The organism is Sarcina sp. DSM 11001, assembly GCF_900101015.1.
In the GTDB taxonomy this organism is placed as follows: domain Bacteria; phylum Bacillota; class Clostridia; order Lachnospirales; family Lachnospiraceae; genus CAG-791.
This window is the reverse complement of the sequence record NZ_FNFZ01000045.1, coordinates 1-17516: the sequence shown is the minus strand read 5'-3', so window position 1 is coordinate 17516 and position 17516 is coordinate 1. Positions and strand designations below refer to the sequence as shown.

The window sequence follows — 17516 nt, the reverse complement described above, 5'->3', positions numbered from 1 at the left end:
GTTGCCACCCAAATACAGTATCTCCAGCTTTATGGGTTACCTCAAAGGCAAGAGTGCGTTGATGGTTTTTGACCGACACCCGGAGTTTAAGACTCGGGGAGATAAGGAATTCTGGGCACGAGGCTACTACGTGGAGACAATTGGCAATATAGATGAAGCAACAGTAAAAAAGTATATTCAAAAACAGATTGATGAGTCTAGGAAAGGGAACGATTAACCCTTTCTAAGGGTAGCCAAGTAACAGGCTTGCGAGATCGCCCTTTCAGGGCAGCCACGCAATCGCCCTTATAGGGCTTATCAGACCACCACTTGAAGTGGTGGTTCGTGATTAGAAAATCATTATAAATAGAAAAAGGCAGAGACAGAAGCGTAAATACGACAGAATCAGAAGTCGGGAAAAAGACGGAAACGGAATCATAAATACGAAAGTATTTAAAACGACAGCATAGAAATTGTAAAGATTATCCTTAAAAGCCCATGTGGAACCACAGCATTGATGTGATCCCGCAAGGGCTTTTTTCAGTTTAGACCTTTTCAACGGGACAAGCGCCAATGTGATGTTTCGATGGAAAATCGATGGAAATATATCAGGAAGCTTTCTATAAATATCTTGACACCCAGGAACGGGTGTTGTATCATACAATTAAACATATGAATAAATGCTCATATGTTTGCAACAAGATAACCATACGGATTAAATCGAAAAGAAGCTTGGGAAAGAAAATGGAAAGAAAAGAAAAGACGATCATTCAGGATATAGAGTGCTGCGAAGTGGAGGAAGTCCATGAGGACAAGGTTCGCATGATCAGTGACCAGATGCCGCCGGAGGATCAGCTTTATGATCTGGCGGAGCTGTTCAAGGCTTTCGGAGATACCACCAGGATCCGCATCCTGTTCGCCTTGTTTGAGGCGGATATCTGTGTATGTGATCTCGCAGCCTCCCTCAACATGACCCAGTCCGCGGTTTCACACCAGCTCAGGCTTCTGAAGCAGGCCCGCCTGGTGGCCGGCAGGCGTGAAGGCAAGCAGATCATCTACTATCTGGCGGACGATCATGTGCGCACGATCATTCAAAAAGGAATGGAGCATATTCAGGAATAAAGGAAAAAACTATAACCAACACATTGACCAACATTAATGGGTATCGACAAACAAGTTTGGCAGGAATTATCACTGACAATATAAAAACATTTACAAGCGTAACAAGAGGAAACCTGCATCTGCAGCAAAGAAAGGAGATATTGCTATGAAAAAGACCTACAAGATTGACGTTGACTGTGCCAACTGCGCAAACAAAATGGAGGAGGCGGCCAACAAGACCCCGGGTGTAAAAGAAGCTGTGGTCAATTTCATGGCTCTCAAAATGAAAGTGGAGTTTGAGGATGGCGCTGATATCGACGGTGTCATGCAAAAAGTAGTAGAAAACTGCAAAATTGTAGAGGATGACTGCCAGATTTATCTGTAAACGAAGAGAAAAAACCGTTTATCCTTCCCGGCTGTACCATGGCTGGCTGTGCATTAGCCGGCCACATCCTGACCGACCGCACCCCGGGTATCCGCATCCTGGCAAGAGCAAGAACGCATATGGCGGGCTTTTCGCGGTGAAAAGGAAAGCTGTCTGTACGACACGGTGAATATGATGAAAACATTGACAGAAAAACAAAAAAAGCTGCTCTATCGGATCCTGGCCGCCATAGTAATGATGATCCTGCTGTCCATTCTGCCGCTGAAACAATACCCGGCAGTCCGCTTTCTGCTTTTCCTGGTGCCCTACTTTACCGTGGGCTTCGATATCCTGCGAAAGGCATTCAAGGGGATCAGGAACCGGCAGGTATTTGATGAAAATTTCCTGATGGCAGTTGCGACGATCGGCGCCATGATGCTCGGTGAATATACCGAGGGAGTGGCTGTCATGCTCTTTTACCAGATCGGTGAGCTCTTCCAGAGCATCGCTGTCGGAAAGAGCCGCCGCAATATCAGTGAACTGATGGATATCCGTCCGGACTATGCCAATCTGGTGACGGAGGACGGGGTGGAGAAGGTGGATCCGGATGATGTGGAGACAGGCAGTATCCTGCTCATCCAGCCCGGGGAAAGGGTGCCGATCGACGGAGTGGTCGTAGAGGGTTCTTCTTCTCTGGATACCTCCGCGCTCACAGGGGAATCGCTGCCCCGTGACATTTCGGAGGGAGATGAGATCCTGAGCGGATCTATCAACCAGTCCGGAGTCCTGAGAATACAGACGACCAGGGAGTTTGAGGAGTCTACCGCATCCCGGATCCTGGATCTGGTGGAGAATGCGGGCTCCCGGAAGGCAAAATCCGAGCAGTTCATCACCAGATTTGCCCGGTGGTATACACCGGCTGTCTGTTACAGCGCTCTCGCGCTGGCAGTGCTGGGGCCCGTCGTGAGCATGGTTTTCCTGCACAGGAGCGGCGGATGGGCATTGTGGTCCAAATGGATCTACCGCGCGCTGACATTTCTCGTCATCAGCTGCCCCTGCGCCATTGTGGTCAGCATCCCCCTGACTTTTTTTGGAGGAATCGGAGGAGCCGGCAGCAAGGGGATTTTGATCAAGGGTGCCAATTTCATGGAGACACTGGCGGATGTACGCACAGTTGTCTTTGACAAGACAGGAACTCTGACAAAGGGAAATTTTGCCGTCGCCAGGATCTGCCCGGCTCATACAGGATATATACATACAGGATATGAACATACAGGAGATTTAGGAGATACAGGAGAAGAGCCGGGCAGAGAACCGGCCGGCCTGTTGGCTCAAGAGAGCAGAGATCAGGCATCTGCTGTGCGCGCAGGAGGCAAAGCAGTTGAGGAAAGACTGCTGGAATACGCCGCCCTGGCGGAGAGCTTTTCCACGCACCCGATCAGCAGGAGCCTGCGTGAGGCCTGCCGTGTCAACGGACAGGAACCGGAGTCCCCGGGACGCGTCGGCACCTGCCGGGAGATCAGCGGCAGGGGTGTTGTGACGGAGGTGGATGGAAAATCCGTAGCCGCCGGCAACAGTCTGCTGATGCAGGAACTGGGGATCGTGATCCCTCCCGAGGATGACCACTCAAAGACGGAGACAGGTACTATCGTCCATGTTGCCGCTGACGGACAGTATATGGGACATATCCTGATCGCAGATGAAATCAAACCTCACGCGGCTGACGCGGTCCGCGAACTCGGACGGGCGGGTGTCACCAGGACGGTCATGCTCACCGGCGACGCCGAGGAGATTGCGGCCCACGTAGCTGGTGACCTCGGAATCGATGAATATCATGCACGCCTTCTGCCGGAGCAGAAAGTTGAAAAGGTAGAGGCGCTGCTGGCGGAGAACGCAAAGGGAGCCGGAAGAGGAAGTCTTGCCTTTGTTGGGGACGGTATTAATGACGCGCCGGTTCTTTCCCGGGCGGATATCGGGATCGCGATGGGGGCCCTCGGCTCGGACGCAGCAATCGAGGCGGCGGATGTCGTCCTGATGGATGATGACCCTCTCAGGATCGCCGAGGCTGTACGCATCGCCCGCAAATGCATCCGGATCGTCCATGAAAATATAGGATTCGCCATCGGAGTGAAAGCCATCTGCCTCCTGCTGGGGGCGGTCGGCATCGCCAACATGTGGCTCGCGATCTTTGCTGACGTGGGCGTCATGGTACTCTGCGTGCTCAATGCTATCAGGGCTCTGGTGTAAATCATGTTTGTCTTTTAAGGAAGATCTGAAAAGCAACGTGAAGCCGAAATGGAAACAGCCGTGAGGCGCAGCTGAGAAGGATGCGGGGCAGATCAGGAAACAGCCTTGAGGCACAACAGAAAAGGGATGCGAGGCTGAACGTAAAAGAGAATAGAAGAGAAAAAAGCCCGGGAACAGACAGACTGCTTTTCCGGGCTTTACTTTGTTTTCCATAAATGGTATAAGGGAGAGAACTGGTCAACCCGGCTTTTTGCGCAGAGGGTGTAGTATTTTGTTTCACGAAATGGGAAAATACCGGGGTGGTCAGCGAGTGACTTCTGACAGCTATTGATAATAATGAGCTGATCGACCGGAAGAGCCGGGCGGATCAAGAGACGATTTATACGATTTAAATTTTAGAGAGGATTCTGCTATGATGATTCAGGATATTGCGCCGCACAGTCTGCGCAACCAGTATTGTGAGAGAACCGAGCCTGCCGGGGACAACCCGGTCTTCTGCTTCCGCGGACCGAAGCTGCTGGTCCTGAGGAATGCCGGACATTCTTTTGAAAAAACTGCCGGAGCTGCTTTTAATCAGAAAAGGCTCAGTATGCCGGAAGACGGAGAGGATGAGAAGCAGTTTTATCTGGAGCGCGGCCGCTATCTGCGGCTGCCGGAGGTGAGGGATCTCGGCGCGGGCAGGGAGTACACTTATCTGTTTACTGTGGACGGCAGGCCCGTCTTTCTGTTGCGTGAGGATCTGAAGGAAGAGGAGATTCCCGGAGAGTATGCTTTTGTGGATATCCGCAAGATGCGCATGGCGGCCTATGGCCCCAAGCACAGACTCTTTTCAGCTTTGACTGCCTATCAGCTGTCCAACTGGTACCGGGACAACCGTTTCTGCGGGACCTGCGGCCATCCTACAGTCCATTCGGATACGGAGCGGGCACTCCGCTGTCCTGAATGCGGCCGTGTCATTTATCCCCGGATTATCCCGGCTGTTATCGTCGGTGTGCTCAACGGGGACAGGATCCTGCTGACAAAATACGCGGGAAGGGACTTTGCCCATTATGCGCTGATCGCCGGTTTTACTGAGATCGGCGAGACTTTTGAGGACACAGTCCGTCGTGAGGTCATGGAAGAGGCGGGCATCCGGGTCAAAAACATCCGCTATTACAAATCCCAGCCCTGGGGTATTGTGGATGATCTGCTGGCCGGCTTTTTCTGTGACGTGGACGGGGATCCCACCATCCATATGGACAGCAGTGAACTCAAGGAAGCCGCCTGGCATACCAGGGACGAGATCGTCCTGCAGCCGACTGACCACAGCCTCACCAATGAAATGATGACCAGATTTAAAAACGGGCTGGAGTGCTGATAAAAGACTGATTTTTATGAAGAAAAAAGGCTCTGTGTCCTGAGCGGACACAGAGCTTTTTTTTAAGATTTTAATTTTTTTAAGATCTTATTTAAGAACTTTTCAAGTCTTATCAAAATCCATTATTAAAATCTTGTCAAAACCTGATATTGAACGGATCGTACCGTTTTACCTTACCATGCAGGGGTGAGAGGATCGCCCTCTGTCTTGTAGGTAGTTCCGTCAATGGTGAAGGTATCCAGGTGGTCGCGGATGATAAAAATCATCGTTTTGCCTGTGTTGAGGTGGATACGGGATTTATCCTTGTAGTAGTAGGTCGTGTGTTTGTGGATATCCTTGCGCCACCAGTGGGCGGGCACACAGCGGCCTTCGGTCAGGACGTAGGCATTGCGGCCGCGGGAGATGGTGTCGAGGTCGACATAGCCGTGGTTGCCCACATATTTGAATTTTGCCTCCTGGATGATGACATTGTCAAAAGCCATCTGTTCGCCGGTGACGGCATCACACTGGGGCTCGCCATACAGGTATTTGTAATACTTGTGGTCTTCCTCGTTATAGACAAGTGAGGACTGTGTCACAGGGAAGGCACCGCTCATGTCGATATTCTTGGCGGGGATGGAATCCTCGTACTGCTTGAGTGTATTGCGGTCATCAGGATCATTGAAGTAGAACTGACGGCTGTCATAGTACTCAGGACGGATCGACAGGGTGTAGCCGGCATTTGCGCAGGCGTTGATGATGTAGTCGGAAGAGGTATAGGCGGTGTGCTCCATGGCCTTGCCGTTGTTGACACGATAGAAAGCGCCGTAGTCGCCGCCGAGAATACCGCCGACACCGTTGAGGTTGTCCAGATCAGGACGGTCGGTCACAGGCTTGAGCCAGTCGATGGGGCCGCCGAAATGGATCATGATGGGATCGTAGCGCATGGCTTCCTTTACGAAATAGGAGCGGGTGCTGCGGATGTTGCCGATCTGACCGATATTCTTCCAGTCCTGAATGATGCCCATCTGACGGCTCATGTTGCCTTCTTCGATCATTTCATAGAAGACATCGACATTGCTCAGTCCGTACTGGGGCTGTGCCTCATAGTTGATGGGGTACATGACGGCGATCGGTCTCTGTTTTGCAATCTCGGGATCGATCTTTTCGTTGGTCAGGATGCTGCGGAGGACTGTGTCCTCTTTTTTCTTTTCAGTCTTCTTTTCAGTTTTCTGTCCAGTGGTAGATGTGGTGGTCTGTGTGGTTCCTGTCTCTGCCGCCTGGGCAGGAGTGATCCCGGGGCTGCCGGCACTTGAAAACATGAGACCTAATGCGGCGGCCAGGGAAAGAAGCAGTGAAAGTCTTTTTTTCATAAGTGAATTCCTCTTTCGTTTGATCAGTTTAACTTTGGAGCAGATACATCAGCAGTTGATCAATATTTTCAGAAACAGGGCACTGAAATAAATAAAATCGAAATTATGAAGTTATCTATTTGCGGGGCCTGACAGTAGAACAGCATGCAAATGAGCATGCAAAACCTGTGTATGCATGACTGGCATGACATACAGATGGACGATGCGACTGGTATTCCAATGATGCGGATGAGCATCAATTTTACTATGTATGAGAAAACAAGCCATTTTGTATTATACCCGAACGGGATAATCTTGGCAATGAATCTTTTCTGATGGTTTCAGCAGCCTCAGTGGCTTCGTTACAGTACAGACCGGCTCAAAACTCCAGGCGGTTTTTGCGGCTTTTTCGCGAAAAACCCGAGTTCAACGGCGCAAACACACTCGCAGAGTGTGTTGTGCACAGCGAAGCATATAACAAAGCTTCGCATTGATGAATCATCGCGCGCAAGCGTTACATGTACACGCCCTCGAGAGGGCGTGTACAGCCTGCTTCAGCGCAGTCATCACGGAGCTGCCAGGGCGTCCTCGATCGCGTCGTAAACTGCCCTCCAGTTTTTGCGGGAATTTTTGTTTTCAGATACTTTCCGGGCATCCTCAAGGCAGCCGGCATCTTCGGCCAGGCTTTCGACATCTTTAAAGCTGTCCAGGATCGTATCCGCGTCATAATAGATGAAGGACCAGTTGTCCCTGAGTGTCTGAACCTGAACAGGAGAGAGCCGGCCGATCTCGGAACGGACGGCATCCTCCAGCAGAGCAGGATCGGCGCTGCCCGCGCTGACGCTGTTGGACCAGTCCAGCAGCAATGTTGCCGCGGAGATGGCGTGAAGGGAACTGCCGGTGGACTGCCCCCAGCCGGTGCAGGCATACAGGGCCTGCGACAGGACAGATTCTTTCAGATCGGTATCGGCACCGCTGCGCTCAGGGAGGCCGTCCCGCAGGGCAATTGCTTCGGCAGAGGTGGAGTATTCCGCTGCTGCATTTCCGGTCATCATAGAGGCGGAATTGTCCGTCCCAGCCGTGCTGCTTCCTCCGGGCATTACGCCGGCTGCGGCTTCAGCAGCTGTTTCTCCGGACGGGGAAGCCTCGGTTTCCCCGATTCCCGCCGCTTCTGCGGAGAATTCTGAAGCGGGGAGAGAACTGGCAAAGGATCCTGCAGCGAGTTCCTCTGCGGAGGCTCCTGTAGTGCCAAAATCGATTTCAAAGGTTGCCCCTTCATCCGAAGAACTGTTCGTTTCCGTTTTGCCGCAGCCGGCTGGAACAGCGGCTGTCAAAGCGGCAAGAGTGACCACAAAGAAGGCCTTAAAGAGGGCTCTTTGGAAAGAGGCGGGTCTTTTTTTCATGACTTGTATCCTCCGTCGCGGCAGATGGAATCTTTCACTGCCGCAATTTTTAAATCTCACGCAGCAGAGGGATGCTCCCGCTGCTGTATTATTATATCTCACGCAGCAGAGGGATGCTCCCGCTGCTGTATTATTATATCTCACGCAGCAGAGGGATGCTCCCGCTGCTGCATTATTATATCTCAGGCAGCAGAAGATGCTTCGCTGCCGTATTGTTATATTTCACGCAGCAGAAGGGGGAACCCGCCGCTGCATTTTTGGGGATCCCGCTTTAATGAAGACGCAGAGACTGCTGTCCATGTTACATTCAGGGAATATAGACAGGATCAAATTCCCGGTCTTCGTAGATCGGTGTCTCCGGCTGCAGGAGTTCCCCGGAAGAGGTGTCCTGCCAGCCTGTGATAAAGCCGTTCGCATTGCGCTGGGCTGTAGATTGTTTTTCCCCGTAGTCATAGGTCGGCAGAAAGCCCATGGTCTCGCCGTCCTTTACATAATAGGAAAAATCGTCCCAGGCAAAGTGGAAAAGGAGCCTGTGGAAGCTGCCGGGATCGGTGTAGTAGTCGTGAAGGAACTGCACTCGGGTCTCCAGCAGGGTCCGCACCCAGCCTGTGCGCTCCTGGTAGTTGAGGTTCTTGTGCCAGCGCAGATAGTTGAGGTTTGTGTCCGGCTCCAAATAAGCTACCATCTGTTCATACTCTTTGTCCAGCAGATCCCGGACGATGGGCTCCAGTTCGCTGAGATAGAGGTCGGCGACCATTTCACTGAAGGCTGGATTCTGCTGCAGCCTGTGCAGCCATTTTTTACGGCCGTCCTTGAGCCAGAGTGTCCGGGCAGAGGTCTTGTAGTAGTCTCCGCAGTTCATGTTGCCCAGGCACAGGTCAAAATCCCAGACCGGGCCGCAGTACAAGAGCGGGCTGTCTGCCTTCTTATAAAAGAAGAAGCTGTAGTATTCGTCGTCGGACTGGACAAAGAAGTCTTGGATCAGGTACATGCGCGCCCAGGAGTCCATGTCAAAATAGTCAAAGACGGAGAGGCCGGTGTCCGGATTGGTCCAGTCCTCCGAGTACAGGGCTTTTTCCGCTTCCCGCACATAGTCGGAGATGTACTCATATTCTCCAACGGAAGGAGTCTCCGGTGATTTGAAGGATATGTGCAGAGTGTCGGTCTTAAACCAGACATCCTCCTTTTCATAACGAGCCTGGAATTCCAGGAGATAACCGCCGGTGAGGTTGTCCGGCTCGTTCTCCCAGGCATAAGCCAGGGCGTCGTGGTCGTCATCGTCCGTGTCCATAACGACAGTTTCCGGGAGACCGGCGCCCAGCTTGGGATTTGCCTTTTTGTTTGCCTTGTCCAGGTCCGTGATCTGTACGGTGCCGCCCTTGACATTGAGCCGCTGTGTGAGCAGGTAGAGGCTCTGGTAGCGGCCGTTGAGATAGAGGTTGACAAAAACGGTCTGCGGTGTGTAGGGCAGTCCCAGGCGCTCAGCTGTTTTGAAGGCATAATACTGCCGCGTCTGGGTGGAATCCCAGAAATTGGCGATCAGGGCGTATTTGCGGCAGCTGTTTAAGCCCAGCAGGATGTTTTCCTGTTTGAGGTTCAGGTTATAGGGACGCTTATCCTGGGACCAGGTGCTGTTGCCCCGCCCCTTGATCGTGCAGCGCCCGCTGGAATCAGGGGAGCCGTCGGCATGATAGATCCGGTAGACGGCACTTTCCGACGTCTCGTGATGGCGGTCCTTGTCGATAGCCTCCATGGAACCGCTGGCTGTGTCCACATACATCGACGGAACATTTTCCGTATAATAAAAGACGACCTCCTCCGAACCCAGGGAATCTCCGCTGCCGCTCAGGATGGAAAACCGGTAATGTTCCCCCGGGGAAAAAGCGGGCAGGGTATCGCCCGCACGGTACAGACCGTCACTGCCTGCGCTGCCACTGCCTTTATCCTGCTTTCCGGCAGAGCTGCTGTCTTCGGAGACCTTGTCATCGTTTTCACTGCTACTCTGCCCGGACGCTCCAATGGCTTCTATGGCCAGCGATTCTTCGCTGTTCAGGAGCAGCATCAGCGGACCATTCATCTCCGCAGGCACATAGGCATACTGGATCCCGGATTCGTCATCTGGTGTCAGACGGAAGGCAGGTCCTTCCGTGTCGGCATTTGTGCCGGGATCTGATGTAAAGGCGAGGGAATCAAAGCCCGAAGGCTCCTCAGAGTCAGTGACTTCGGAGGTTCCGTCCCCGGAAGTACTGTCGGAAGGAGTGCTGCCGGAATCTTTCTGCCCCTGTCCCTTTGTGCCGTTCTGCTGTGCTGAGGAATTTTCAGGGGAAGTTTCTCCCGCAGGATCAGCAGAGATTTCCTCTGCTTCATCCTGCCGGGCAAGCTGCCATCGGGTACTGGTCTCCTGAACCTCTCTCTGTGCCTTATTGCTGCCCCGGCCCTCTGTCGCGGCACTGATAAAAATACCTGCGAACAAAAATGCCGTGACCACGACAAAAGGCAGGAAAACTGGATTTCTTTTTCTTCTCATTATTTCCTTTATATATATGTATATATGGGTAGCTTCTTTTATAAAAGGTTATCTTTTTACTGTTTTAACCTGTCGCCATATCCTTGTCTAACGTCATATCTTTATCAATATAACGTTTTCTTTTATCTGAACCGGGGGGCTGCAGATCGTCTTGCAGAGCATCTGTTATTATTTTTTAATATAACCTTGCAGGTCGGGATTGACAAGTGCCTGTTATTACTGTTACATGGTCACAACCTGACCAGGTTGTGACCATGTAACGGTGCGAATGCCCATTCTAAATCCCCTTCGGGGATGGGCATTCGCCGCTTAACTCGGGTTTTCACGCAAAAAACGCGTGAAAACACCTATCTCGAGGCTGGCGCAGGCGTGACTTGTAACTCGCTGTCTATACTCTCCAGAGGGAGTGCATGGCAACGGCTTTTCTGTTCCCGTATGATATACATCATTACCCGATTTGTGGTAAAGTATATGACAGCGAAAACATGTATTTAAATACGTGCATTTAAGTGCATTTAAAAGGAAATATAAAGGAAAAGAAGTACATGGACCGGAATGCAAACGGGAGAACTGACAGGAGTACTGACAGAAATATGGGCAGTGGTGCCGACAGGAATATGAGCCGGAAAGCGGGCAGGAGTACTGACAGGAAAAAGAATCCTGCCGGCGGATCTGATCGCGGCTGCAGCGGCTACAGGAAAAACAGGAGAGGCAGGCAGCAGCTTCTGCTGTTGGCAGCAGCCCTTATAGGGGCCATGCTTCTTCTGGTTCTTGCGCATGACAGCCCGGGAGGCGGACAGCAGGCAGCCGATGGAAGGGAAACAGGGAAGAATTCGGCGGGCATGGTTCCCGCAGGAGCACGCGGCACGGGACCCACGGCGGATTCCATGATCGGACAGGCTTTTGCGAAAGAGGATCCGGAGCTTGCGGCATGGATGCAGCCTGCCGCTGAACCCGTAGAAATAGAGAGACAGATTTTTGACAGGACAGGTGCGGGGACAGAAGCCGTATCCGCCGGGCCGCTGGAGAAGATCGCTTTTACAGCGGGTAACAATAACAGGTTTCAGAGATCTTTTCCTGTTCAGATAGACGCAGGGAACCTGGGCGGCACAGAAGGGACATTCTGCTGGGCGGTCTTTCTTCCTGCGGATATGACAGGGCACCCCTGTATTCTTTTTTCAGACTATACAGAAGTCTCTCTGGCACCGCTGCAGGAGGGCGAACGTCTCAACGGCGCAAATCTCCTTCCAGATGAGAAAGGCGGGGCCGGGGACAAGGCAGATCAGGGCACCAGGACGTATGCTTCCGGGGATGAAGTTTCCGGTCTTTGGAACGGGAGCGCTTTTCATGTGCTTATGACAGGTACCGACGGCAGTGTACAGGAGGATACCCTGTATGTTTTTTCCTGTACAGGGACTGCATCCATGTATCTCGATACAGCGAGCGGCAGCATGGCCGCCGTGGACGGAGACATGCTGAAGCAGACATCCGAGGCGGTGGAGTATCTTGTCTGTACGCCGGATGGAGCTGCCGATTGTGCAGGTTATGGAAGTGTGAGCGGACGGGGCAACAGCACCTGGAAAATGCCCAAACGCCCCTATAACCTCAATCTTTCCGAAAAACAGAGTGTGCTGGGGATGACAAACTGCAAAAAACTCTGCCTGCTCTCCAATTCTTTTGACCGCACCAATCTCCTCAATCGTATTTCCTCACAGCTTGCACAGAGTATGCAGGTGAGGGATACACCGCAGGGAGAATTTGTCAATCTTTTTCTGAACGGGAAATACAACGGGCTGTATTTTCTCTCCCAGCGCCCGCGCGAGGGCGGCAGCGTGCACATCCAGAAGCTTGACAATCAGATCCTCAAGGTAAACGGCAGGACAAAACCTCCTCAGGTCGTTGAAGACGATGAAGAAGATGATGACAGCAGCGCAGCAGGGGAACTCTCTTCCGCCGGAACTTCTGGCACAGGAACAGCTTCCGCCGGAACTTCTTCTCCAGACAGGTCTTCTTCAGGAACTTCTTCAGGGATTAAAAAGTCAGAGCTTCCCAAAAGGATCGCCCTCCATAAAGAAGGGGAAAGACTCAAAAAATGGGCATATTCCTGGCAGCGTGAACCCGCCGACAACACCGGAGGCTACCTGCTGCAGCAGTATGAAAAATACAGTGGAACCGACTGCTGGTTCTCGACAGTGCACAGAAGATTCCGGATCATGTCGCCGTCCTGGCCCACCATCGGTGAAGTTAATTACCTGCAGGACTACATGCTTGCTGCGGAAAGAGCGATCTACAGCGAAGACGGCATAGATCCGGAGACAGACAAGGGTTTTGGTGAATATCTGGATCTCCCCTCCTGGAAAGACATGTTTCTCCTGGAGGAATTCTTTGTCGAATGGGACTCGGAACGATGGAGTTTCTACCTTATTAAGGACAGGGGGGACCCTCTCCTGTACTGCGGCCCGATGTGGGACTTTGATCACTCCGCGGGCACGATGCTTTACGGAAACTATCCCGAGACGGCTGTTTCCCTGCTGATGCTGCGTGATACCCGCCACGGCTGGATGAACAGACTGCTCACACATAAGGATTTTGAAGAAGAACTGCATAAAAGATGGCAGGAGTATATTTCTCCGCTTGTCCACTCCTTCCTCGATACACAATTCAAAGAGGAAGTCTCCGCGATCGAATCCGCTGCCTACATGAACAATATCCGGCGCGGCAACGAAAATGATTTCAGGACGGACGAGGAGCAGCTCAATACCTGGCTGCAGCGCAGGGCTGCCTTCCTCGATAATTATGTAAAGGATCCTGACGCATTCTCCTGCGTACAGTATTCATTTCAGTGGGGAAACCTGTCCCATTATGTTCCTACCGGAGAAGTACTGGGATACCTTCCCCTTCCTGAGTACGGCGAGACACAGGTCAAAACCCAGATATTGAAAAACGAGATCATCGGATGGCAGGATGAGGACGGCAATCCGGTCAGCGCGGACATTGTCATCGACAGAGACAGGACTTTCACACCGGTCTATAAATGAATCTTTTAATGTTCTGTTAAAATGTTTTGTCAAGAAGGTTCTGTTAAGAGTGTTCTGTTAAAAAAGACTGTGTTAAAAAGGCTCTGTTAAAAAGGCTTAATTAAAAAAGCTGTTAAAAAACTGCCGGAACCGGCTGCTAAAAATCTGTAAAATAGCCTTGAAAAGCCTTAAAAAAAAATAGAAGACTGCAAAAAATAATGAAAATAGTGGTTGAATCTCCCGTTCTTTTCCTGTATTATAGAAAAGGTTCAAAACACGGGACCACTTGGGGGCGTAGCTCAGTTGGGAGAGCGCTACACTGGCAGTGTAGAGGTCATGGGTTCGAATCCCACCGTCTCCATTTTTTTATTTTCCCGGAAATGCTCTAAACAGGCGTTTCCGGTTTTTTATTTCTGGTTTTTTATTCGTTATCAAATGTATGTTTTCTTCTACATTCTTGAACCGGACTGTATTTTAAGGTAAAGTATTCCGGAGTACATGCTACAGACCAGATACGGGGTAACAGGATCAGACAGGTACTGAAGAGGGAGATATGGAACATTACGATAAGAGGGAATTTAACAGGGAAATGGAGCAGGTCGAGCAGTGTCTGTCGGAGTATCTGTGCGATCCCGGCTACGGAGGTGCGGTAGCAGAGATCCTGGCTGACCTGAAAAAATCGAAAGGAAAGAGACTGCGGCCCGGACTGCTGCTTATGGCAAGCCGGTACGGGGCGGATTTCCGGAAGACCAGGGAAAAGCTCTGCCGCCTGGGAGCCCTGGTCGAGCTCGTCCATATGGCATCTCTCGTGCATGATGATATTGTCGATGATGCGCCGATCAGGCGGGGCTTGCCTACGACACAGGCCAAATACGGGAAGGATATGGCAGTCTATGCCGGAGACCTGATCCTGAGCCGCATTGTCCAGAGCCTCTTCCGGGACGGTTTTGAACCGGTGGGAAAAGATTTCGGCGATACTGTTGAAGCCATGTGCCTGGGGGAGCTTGGGCAGATGGAGTGCCGTTTCCGGGAGGATGCTACTGCAGAGCAGTACATGCGCAATATCTACGGCAAGACCGCGGCATTGTGCAGGCTGGCCTGTCTGGCCGGTGCCAGGATGAGCGGCTGCAGTGAGGAGATCCAGGCGCAGCTGGAGCAGCTCGGGATCCATTTCGGGTATATGTTCCAGATCCGCGACGATCTGCTGGATTTTGTTTCCGATTCGGCGGCAGAGGGAAAGCTGACCTGGATGGATTTCCGCGAAGGCATCCTGACACTCCCCGTACTGTATGCAATGGAGAAGGAAGAGATCCGGCCTCAGATCGTTGAGCTCATCCGGTCGGCAAAGGCGGGAAACTTCAGCTCTGAGGACGCTGGAAAGCTGACCCGGCTCACTGTTGTTTCCGGCGGTATGCGCCGCGCGGTCCAGGATATGGAAAAGCATATGACCATGGCCCTGAGCACCATCGAAAATCTTCCGGATCACGGAGTCAGCAATGTTTTTCGCGAGCTTCTGAAGACCAAATGCAGCATACCGGAAATGCCGGCCCCTGTCTGAACAGTTTTGGCTTCAACAAAATCATGATCAGGGATTCTGCGGAGTATCAGCAGAAGCTTTTGACTATTTTTTAAGAGGATTATCTCATTTAGAGTATGACTGTCTCTTTAAGATCCGGCCATCTCTTAGAGAACAATGACTAGAGAACAAAGACTAGAGAACAAAGACTATCCCATTAAGACCGGGCAGGAGCAGAGCCGGAAAGGCTCTGTCCTGTCCTTTTTTTACATACGCACCACTCGAAGGGGCTGGTGTTCTTTTTCAAAATAAGATACCCAGATGCGTTTGAATGTTTTATAATTAAACGTATAAATCCCAATATAAACCATTTTTTAAGCTGCTATGGAAGCAGTTATGTAAACCTTTTCCTGAAACCATCTGTTTTAAGTAACTCTGCAGTAATCTTTTTTCAAGTAACACTGTAAGCAGATCAGCCATTTCGACCTGCATCAGTAAAACAGTTATAAATTCTGCAGGAAACCCCGTTTCCGGCGCACCCCAAAAGGAGGTACCTGATCTTATGAAACGATTGACAGCACTGTGTATCGCACTGATCCTGTTCATCACACCTGTGTTCAGTATGCAGGTATTTGCAGAGCCGGAACCCAGGTCGATGTTTGATTACACTGATGACATACTGGAGGACGGGAGCCTGATCTATTATTTTGAGGAGCTGTCTCTGCGCATGCCTGCCGACTGGCGCGGCAAGCTCACGGTGGTACAGCATCAGAGCGGGGTCTCTTTTTACCAGAAGGCAAGTAATGACAAATATAGGGAGGAAGACATCTGGACAGGCGGATTCCTGTTCCAGCTCGGCGCCAGCGTAAATCAGAGTTTCACCTATCTTCCGTCTTTCCGCTATCTCGGATTCAGTGAGCAGTCCGCCATGAATTATTATCTGAGGCTGCCTACGGATTATCCGGCTTACAACGACCCGGAGATCCGGGCGGAATACGACAAGATGTTTTCCCAGATCGATTATGTCGTGGAAAATGTTGAATTCTACTCGGCGAATGCCCGGCCTTCCTCCGGCGATTCTAATCCTGAACCTTCCACCGGCAGCGATGCCTCTTCTGCAGGGAAGACCGCAGGAGGGACAGATTCCTCAACGGGCGGGACAACAGGACAGGACAGCAAGACTGAAAGCACGGGATGGAAGCCTTCACAGGTCAGGTACTTCTTTGAACACAAAATGCTGCCCCGCTATTTCTACGAGAAACCGGAAGCCCTGCTCGATGGTGTCCGCAATGTAGGAATCTATCCTCTGTGGGAAGCTGTTTCCAAAGAGAACGGAACAGATCCCTTCTACCCGAAACAGGACTACAGTACACACTATTACAAAGCGGAGGACGGCACGCAGATCGTTCAGGTCGAAATGCCCCAGCCCGACGAGGAACCCCTCTGCTACCGGATCTATTTTGTCTACAATCCTGACAAGGATATTGCCGCCTACTACACGGCAGAGTGCAGCAGTCTCGCTCCGGATATCTGCTTTATCTGCAATTGGAGCAGGGAAGGGGAGCACGAACTCTGCGGAAGCAGAGATGTCCTGGATAAAAAGGACAGCAAATATGCAGACGCGCTGCTGGAGGAGGCAAAACTCGTCGCTCTTCAGGAGTATATCACAGGAGAGCTGACACCGGAGGAAGTTTCCCCTCAGAACACCCAGGAGCCGGATGAAAAGAAAGACTCCGGTAAAACCTCTGATGCCGGACTTGCCCCGATCGAATGCAAAGAACAGGGCTTTTCCATCATGGCGGACCCGGCCTACAGCTGGGACTATAAGGACGGGACGGGCATCACTGTCTATACAGAGAGCGAAGGCCGTATCCCCTATGTGATCGTTTACCAGGGCGAAGATCTCATCGTGGAAGCTTTCGAATATATCAAAGAGCAGTACACGCCCCATATGCAGCAGAGTTACGGGAGCGACCTCGTGAGCTATACCGAATATGAGGATTACGAGATCGGAGGCAGAAAACTCCCCGCAGGCTTATATACCTACCGCCTCCAGGGATACCTTGTCGATATGCTGCGCATCTATGACTCCACCGGAAAACGGACAGTTGCCTATACTGCCAAATATATTCAGGGCCAGGGCGAAGAAACCCTCAAAGCTCTGGACAACGCGGTCAGGAGTTTTAAGGCAGAGTAAATATGCTGCGGATACGGAGCAGGGAATGAAAATGAGGGTATAAACGAAGCTCCCGGACAGGTACCGCCCGGAAGCCATAACCAGGGACAGGTTTTCATACAGCCAGAATAATCGCTTTCGCAGAATAATTATTTTCGCAGAACGATTTTTTTCGCAAAACAATTATCCTGAATTATTCATGGACACCAACGCAAGACCATGCCCCGTGTCTGGTGCCTGATTTTTACCAGTTATCTCTGAGGAATCCCAGCTACCGCTTGAAAAAGGGCATACTTCCCCTACAAATATCAAGGGATTCCTGCGAGATTGTCAATGTTTCTTATTGCATCATATCAGGGATGCAGAAGTGGCGGCCACTATACTGCTGCTGGTTTCAAGCCCCTGATATTTGCAAGTGTTTGGTAGTATTCCTTTTTATAAGGACAGCTGCTGCAAAGTTTAAAAATCGTGTATCGCGCCGAATGTACAGCTTTGGCG

General features: G+C 51.3%; 10 protein-coding genes, 1 tRNA gene and 1 pseudogene. 9 read left to right on the top strand and 3 right to left on the bottom strand.

Annotated features, from left to right (window positions below):
• The 5 genes and pseudogenes from tnpA to nudC form a co-directional block, all read left to right on the top strand.
• Positions 1–187: pseudogene (gene tnpA / locus BLT02_RS15825) on the top strand (IS200/IS605 family transposase); the annotation flags it as partial.
• 536 nt (positions 188–723) lie between these two features.
• The gene (locus BLT02_RS15820) at positions 724–1101 is read left to right on the top strand and encodes an ArsR/SmtB family transcription factor (RefSeq protein ID WP_092997757.1); all 378 of its coding nucleotides are present in this window, start codon (positions 724–726) and stop codon (positions 1099–1101) included.
• Between the two features lie 145 nt (positions 1102–1246).
• Positions 1247–1465, top strand: a complete 219-nt coding sequence (locus BLT02_RS15815) for a cation transporter (RefSeq protein WP_092997754.1) — start codon at positions 1247–1249, stop codon at positions 1463–1465.
• A gap of 183 nt (positions 1466–1648) precedes the next feature.
• Positions 1649–3691: an HAD-IC family P-type ATPase gene (locus BLT02_RS15810; protein ID WP_207649424.1), complete on the top strand. Its 2043-nt coding sequence runs from the start codon at positions 1649–1651 to the stop codon at positions 3689–3691.
• Between the two features lie 412 nt (positions 3692–4103).
• Positions 4104–5048 carry an NAD(+) diphosphatase gene (gene nudC / locus BLT02_RS15805; protein ID WP_242869850.1) on the top strand — a complete coding sequence of 315 codons (945 nt, stop codon included), beginning with the start codon at positions 4104–4106 and terminating at the stop codon, positions 5046–5048.
• 173 nt (positions 5049–5221) lie between these two features.
• On the opposite strand, the gene BLT02_RS15800 is transcribed toward nudC, so the two are convergent.
• The 3 genes from BLT02_RS15800 to BLT02_RS15785 all read right to left on the bottom strand — a co-directional run bounded on the left by BLT02_RS15800 (position 5222) and on the right by BLT02_RS15785 (position 10309).
• Positions 5222–6400 (bottom strand): DUF3048 domain-containing protein, encoded by a 1179-nt coding sequence (locus BLT02_RS15800; RefSeq protein ID WP_092997749.1) that lies wholly within the window; start codon positions 6398–6400, stop codon positions 5222–5224.
• A gap of 545 nt (positions 6401–6945) precedes the next feature.
• Positions 6946–7782, bottom strand: a complete 837-nt coding sequence (locus BLT02_RS15795) for a hypothetical protein (protein ID WP_092997746.1) — start codon at positions 7780–7782, stop codon at positions 6946–6948.
• Positions 7783–8089: 307 nt separating this feature from the next.
• Positions 8090–10309 (bottom strand): CotH kinase family protein, encoded by a 2220-nt coding sequence (locus BLT02_RS15785; RefSeq protein ID WP_092997740.1) that lies wholly within the window; start codon positions 10307–10309, stop codon positions 8090–8092.
• A 593-nt stretch (positions 10310–10902) separates the two neighbouring features.
• Here BLT02_RS15785 and BLT02_RS15780 point away from each other — a divergent pair.
• The 4 genes from BLT02_RS15780 (at position 10903) to BLT02_RS15765 (ending at position 17039) form a co-directional block, all read left to right on the top strand.
• Positions 10903–13347: a CotH kinase family protein gene (locus BLT02_RS15780; protein ID WP_175453893.1), complete on the top strand. Its 2445-nt coding sequence runs from the start codon at positions 10903–10905 to the stop codon at positions 13345–13347.
• 267 nt (positions 13348–13614) lie between these two features.
• Positions 13615–13687: transfer RNA gene (locus BLT02_RS15775), tRNA-Ala, on the top strand.
• 192 nt (positions 13688–13879) lie between these two features.
• Entirely contained in the window at positions 13880–14884 is a 1005-nt protein-coding gene (locus BLT02_RS15770; RefSeq protein WP_092997734.1) for a polyprenyl synthetase family protein, read from the top strand.
• 520 nt (positions 14885–15404) lie between these two features.
• Positions 15405–17039: a hypothetical protein gene (locus BLT02_RS15765; protein WP_092997731.1), complete on the top strand. Its 1635-nt coding sequence runs from the start codon at positions 15405–15407 to the stop codon at positions 17037–17039.
• Positions 17040–17516: the final 477 nt, after the last annotated feature.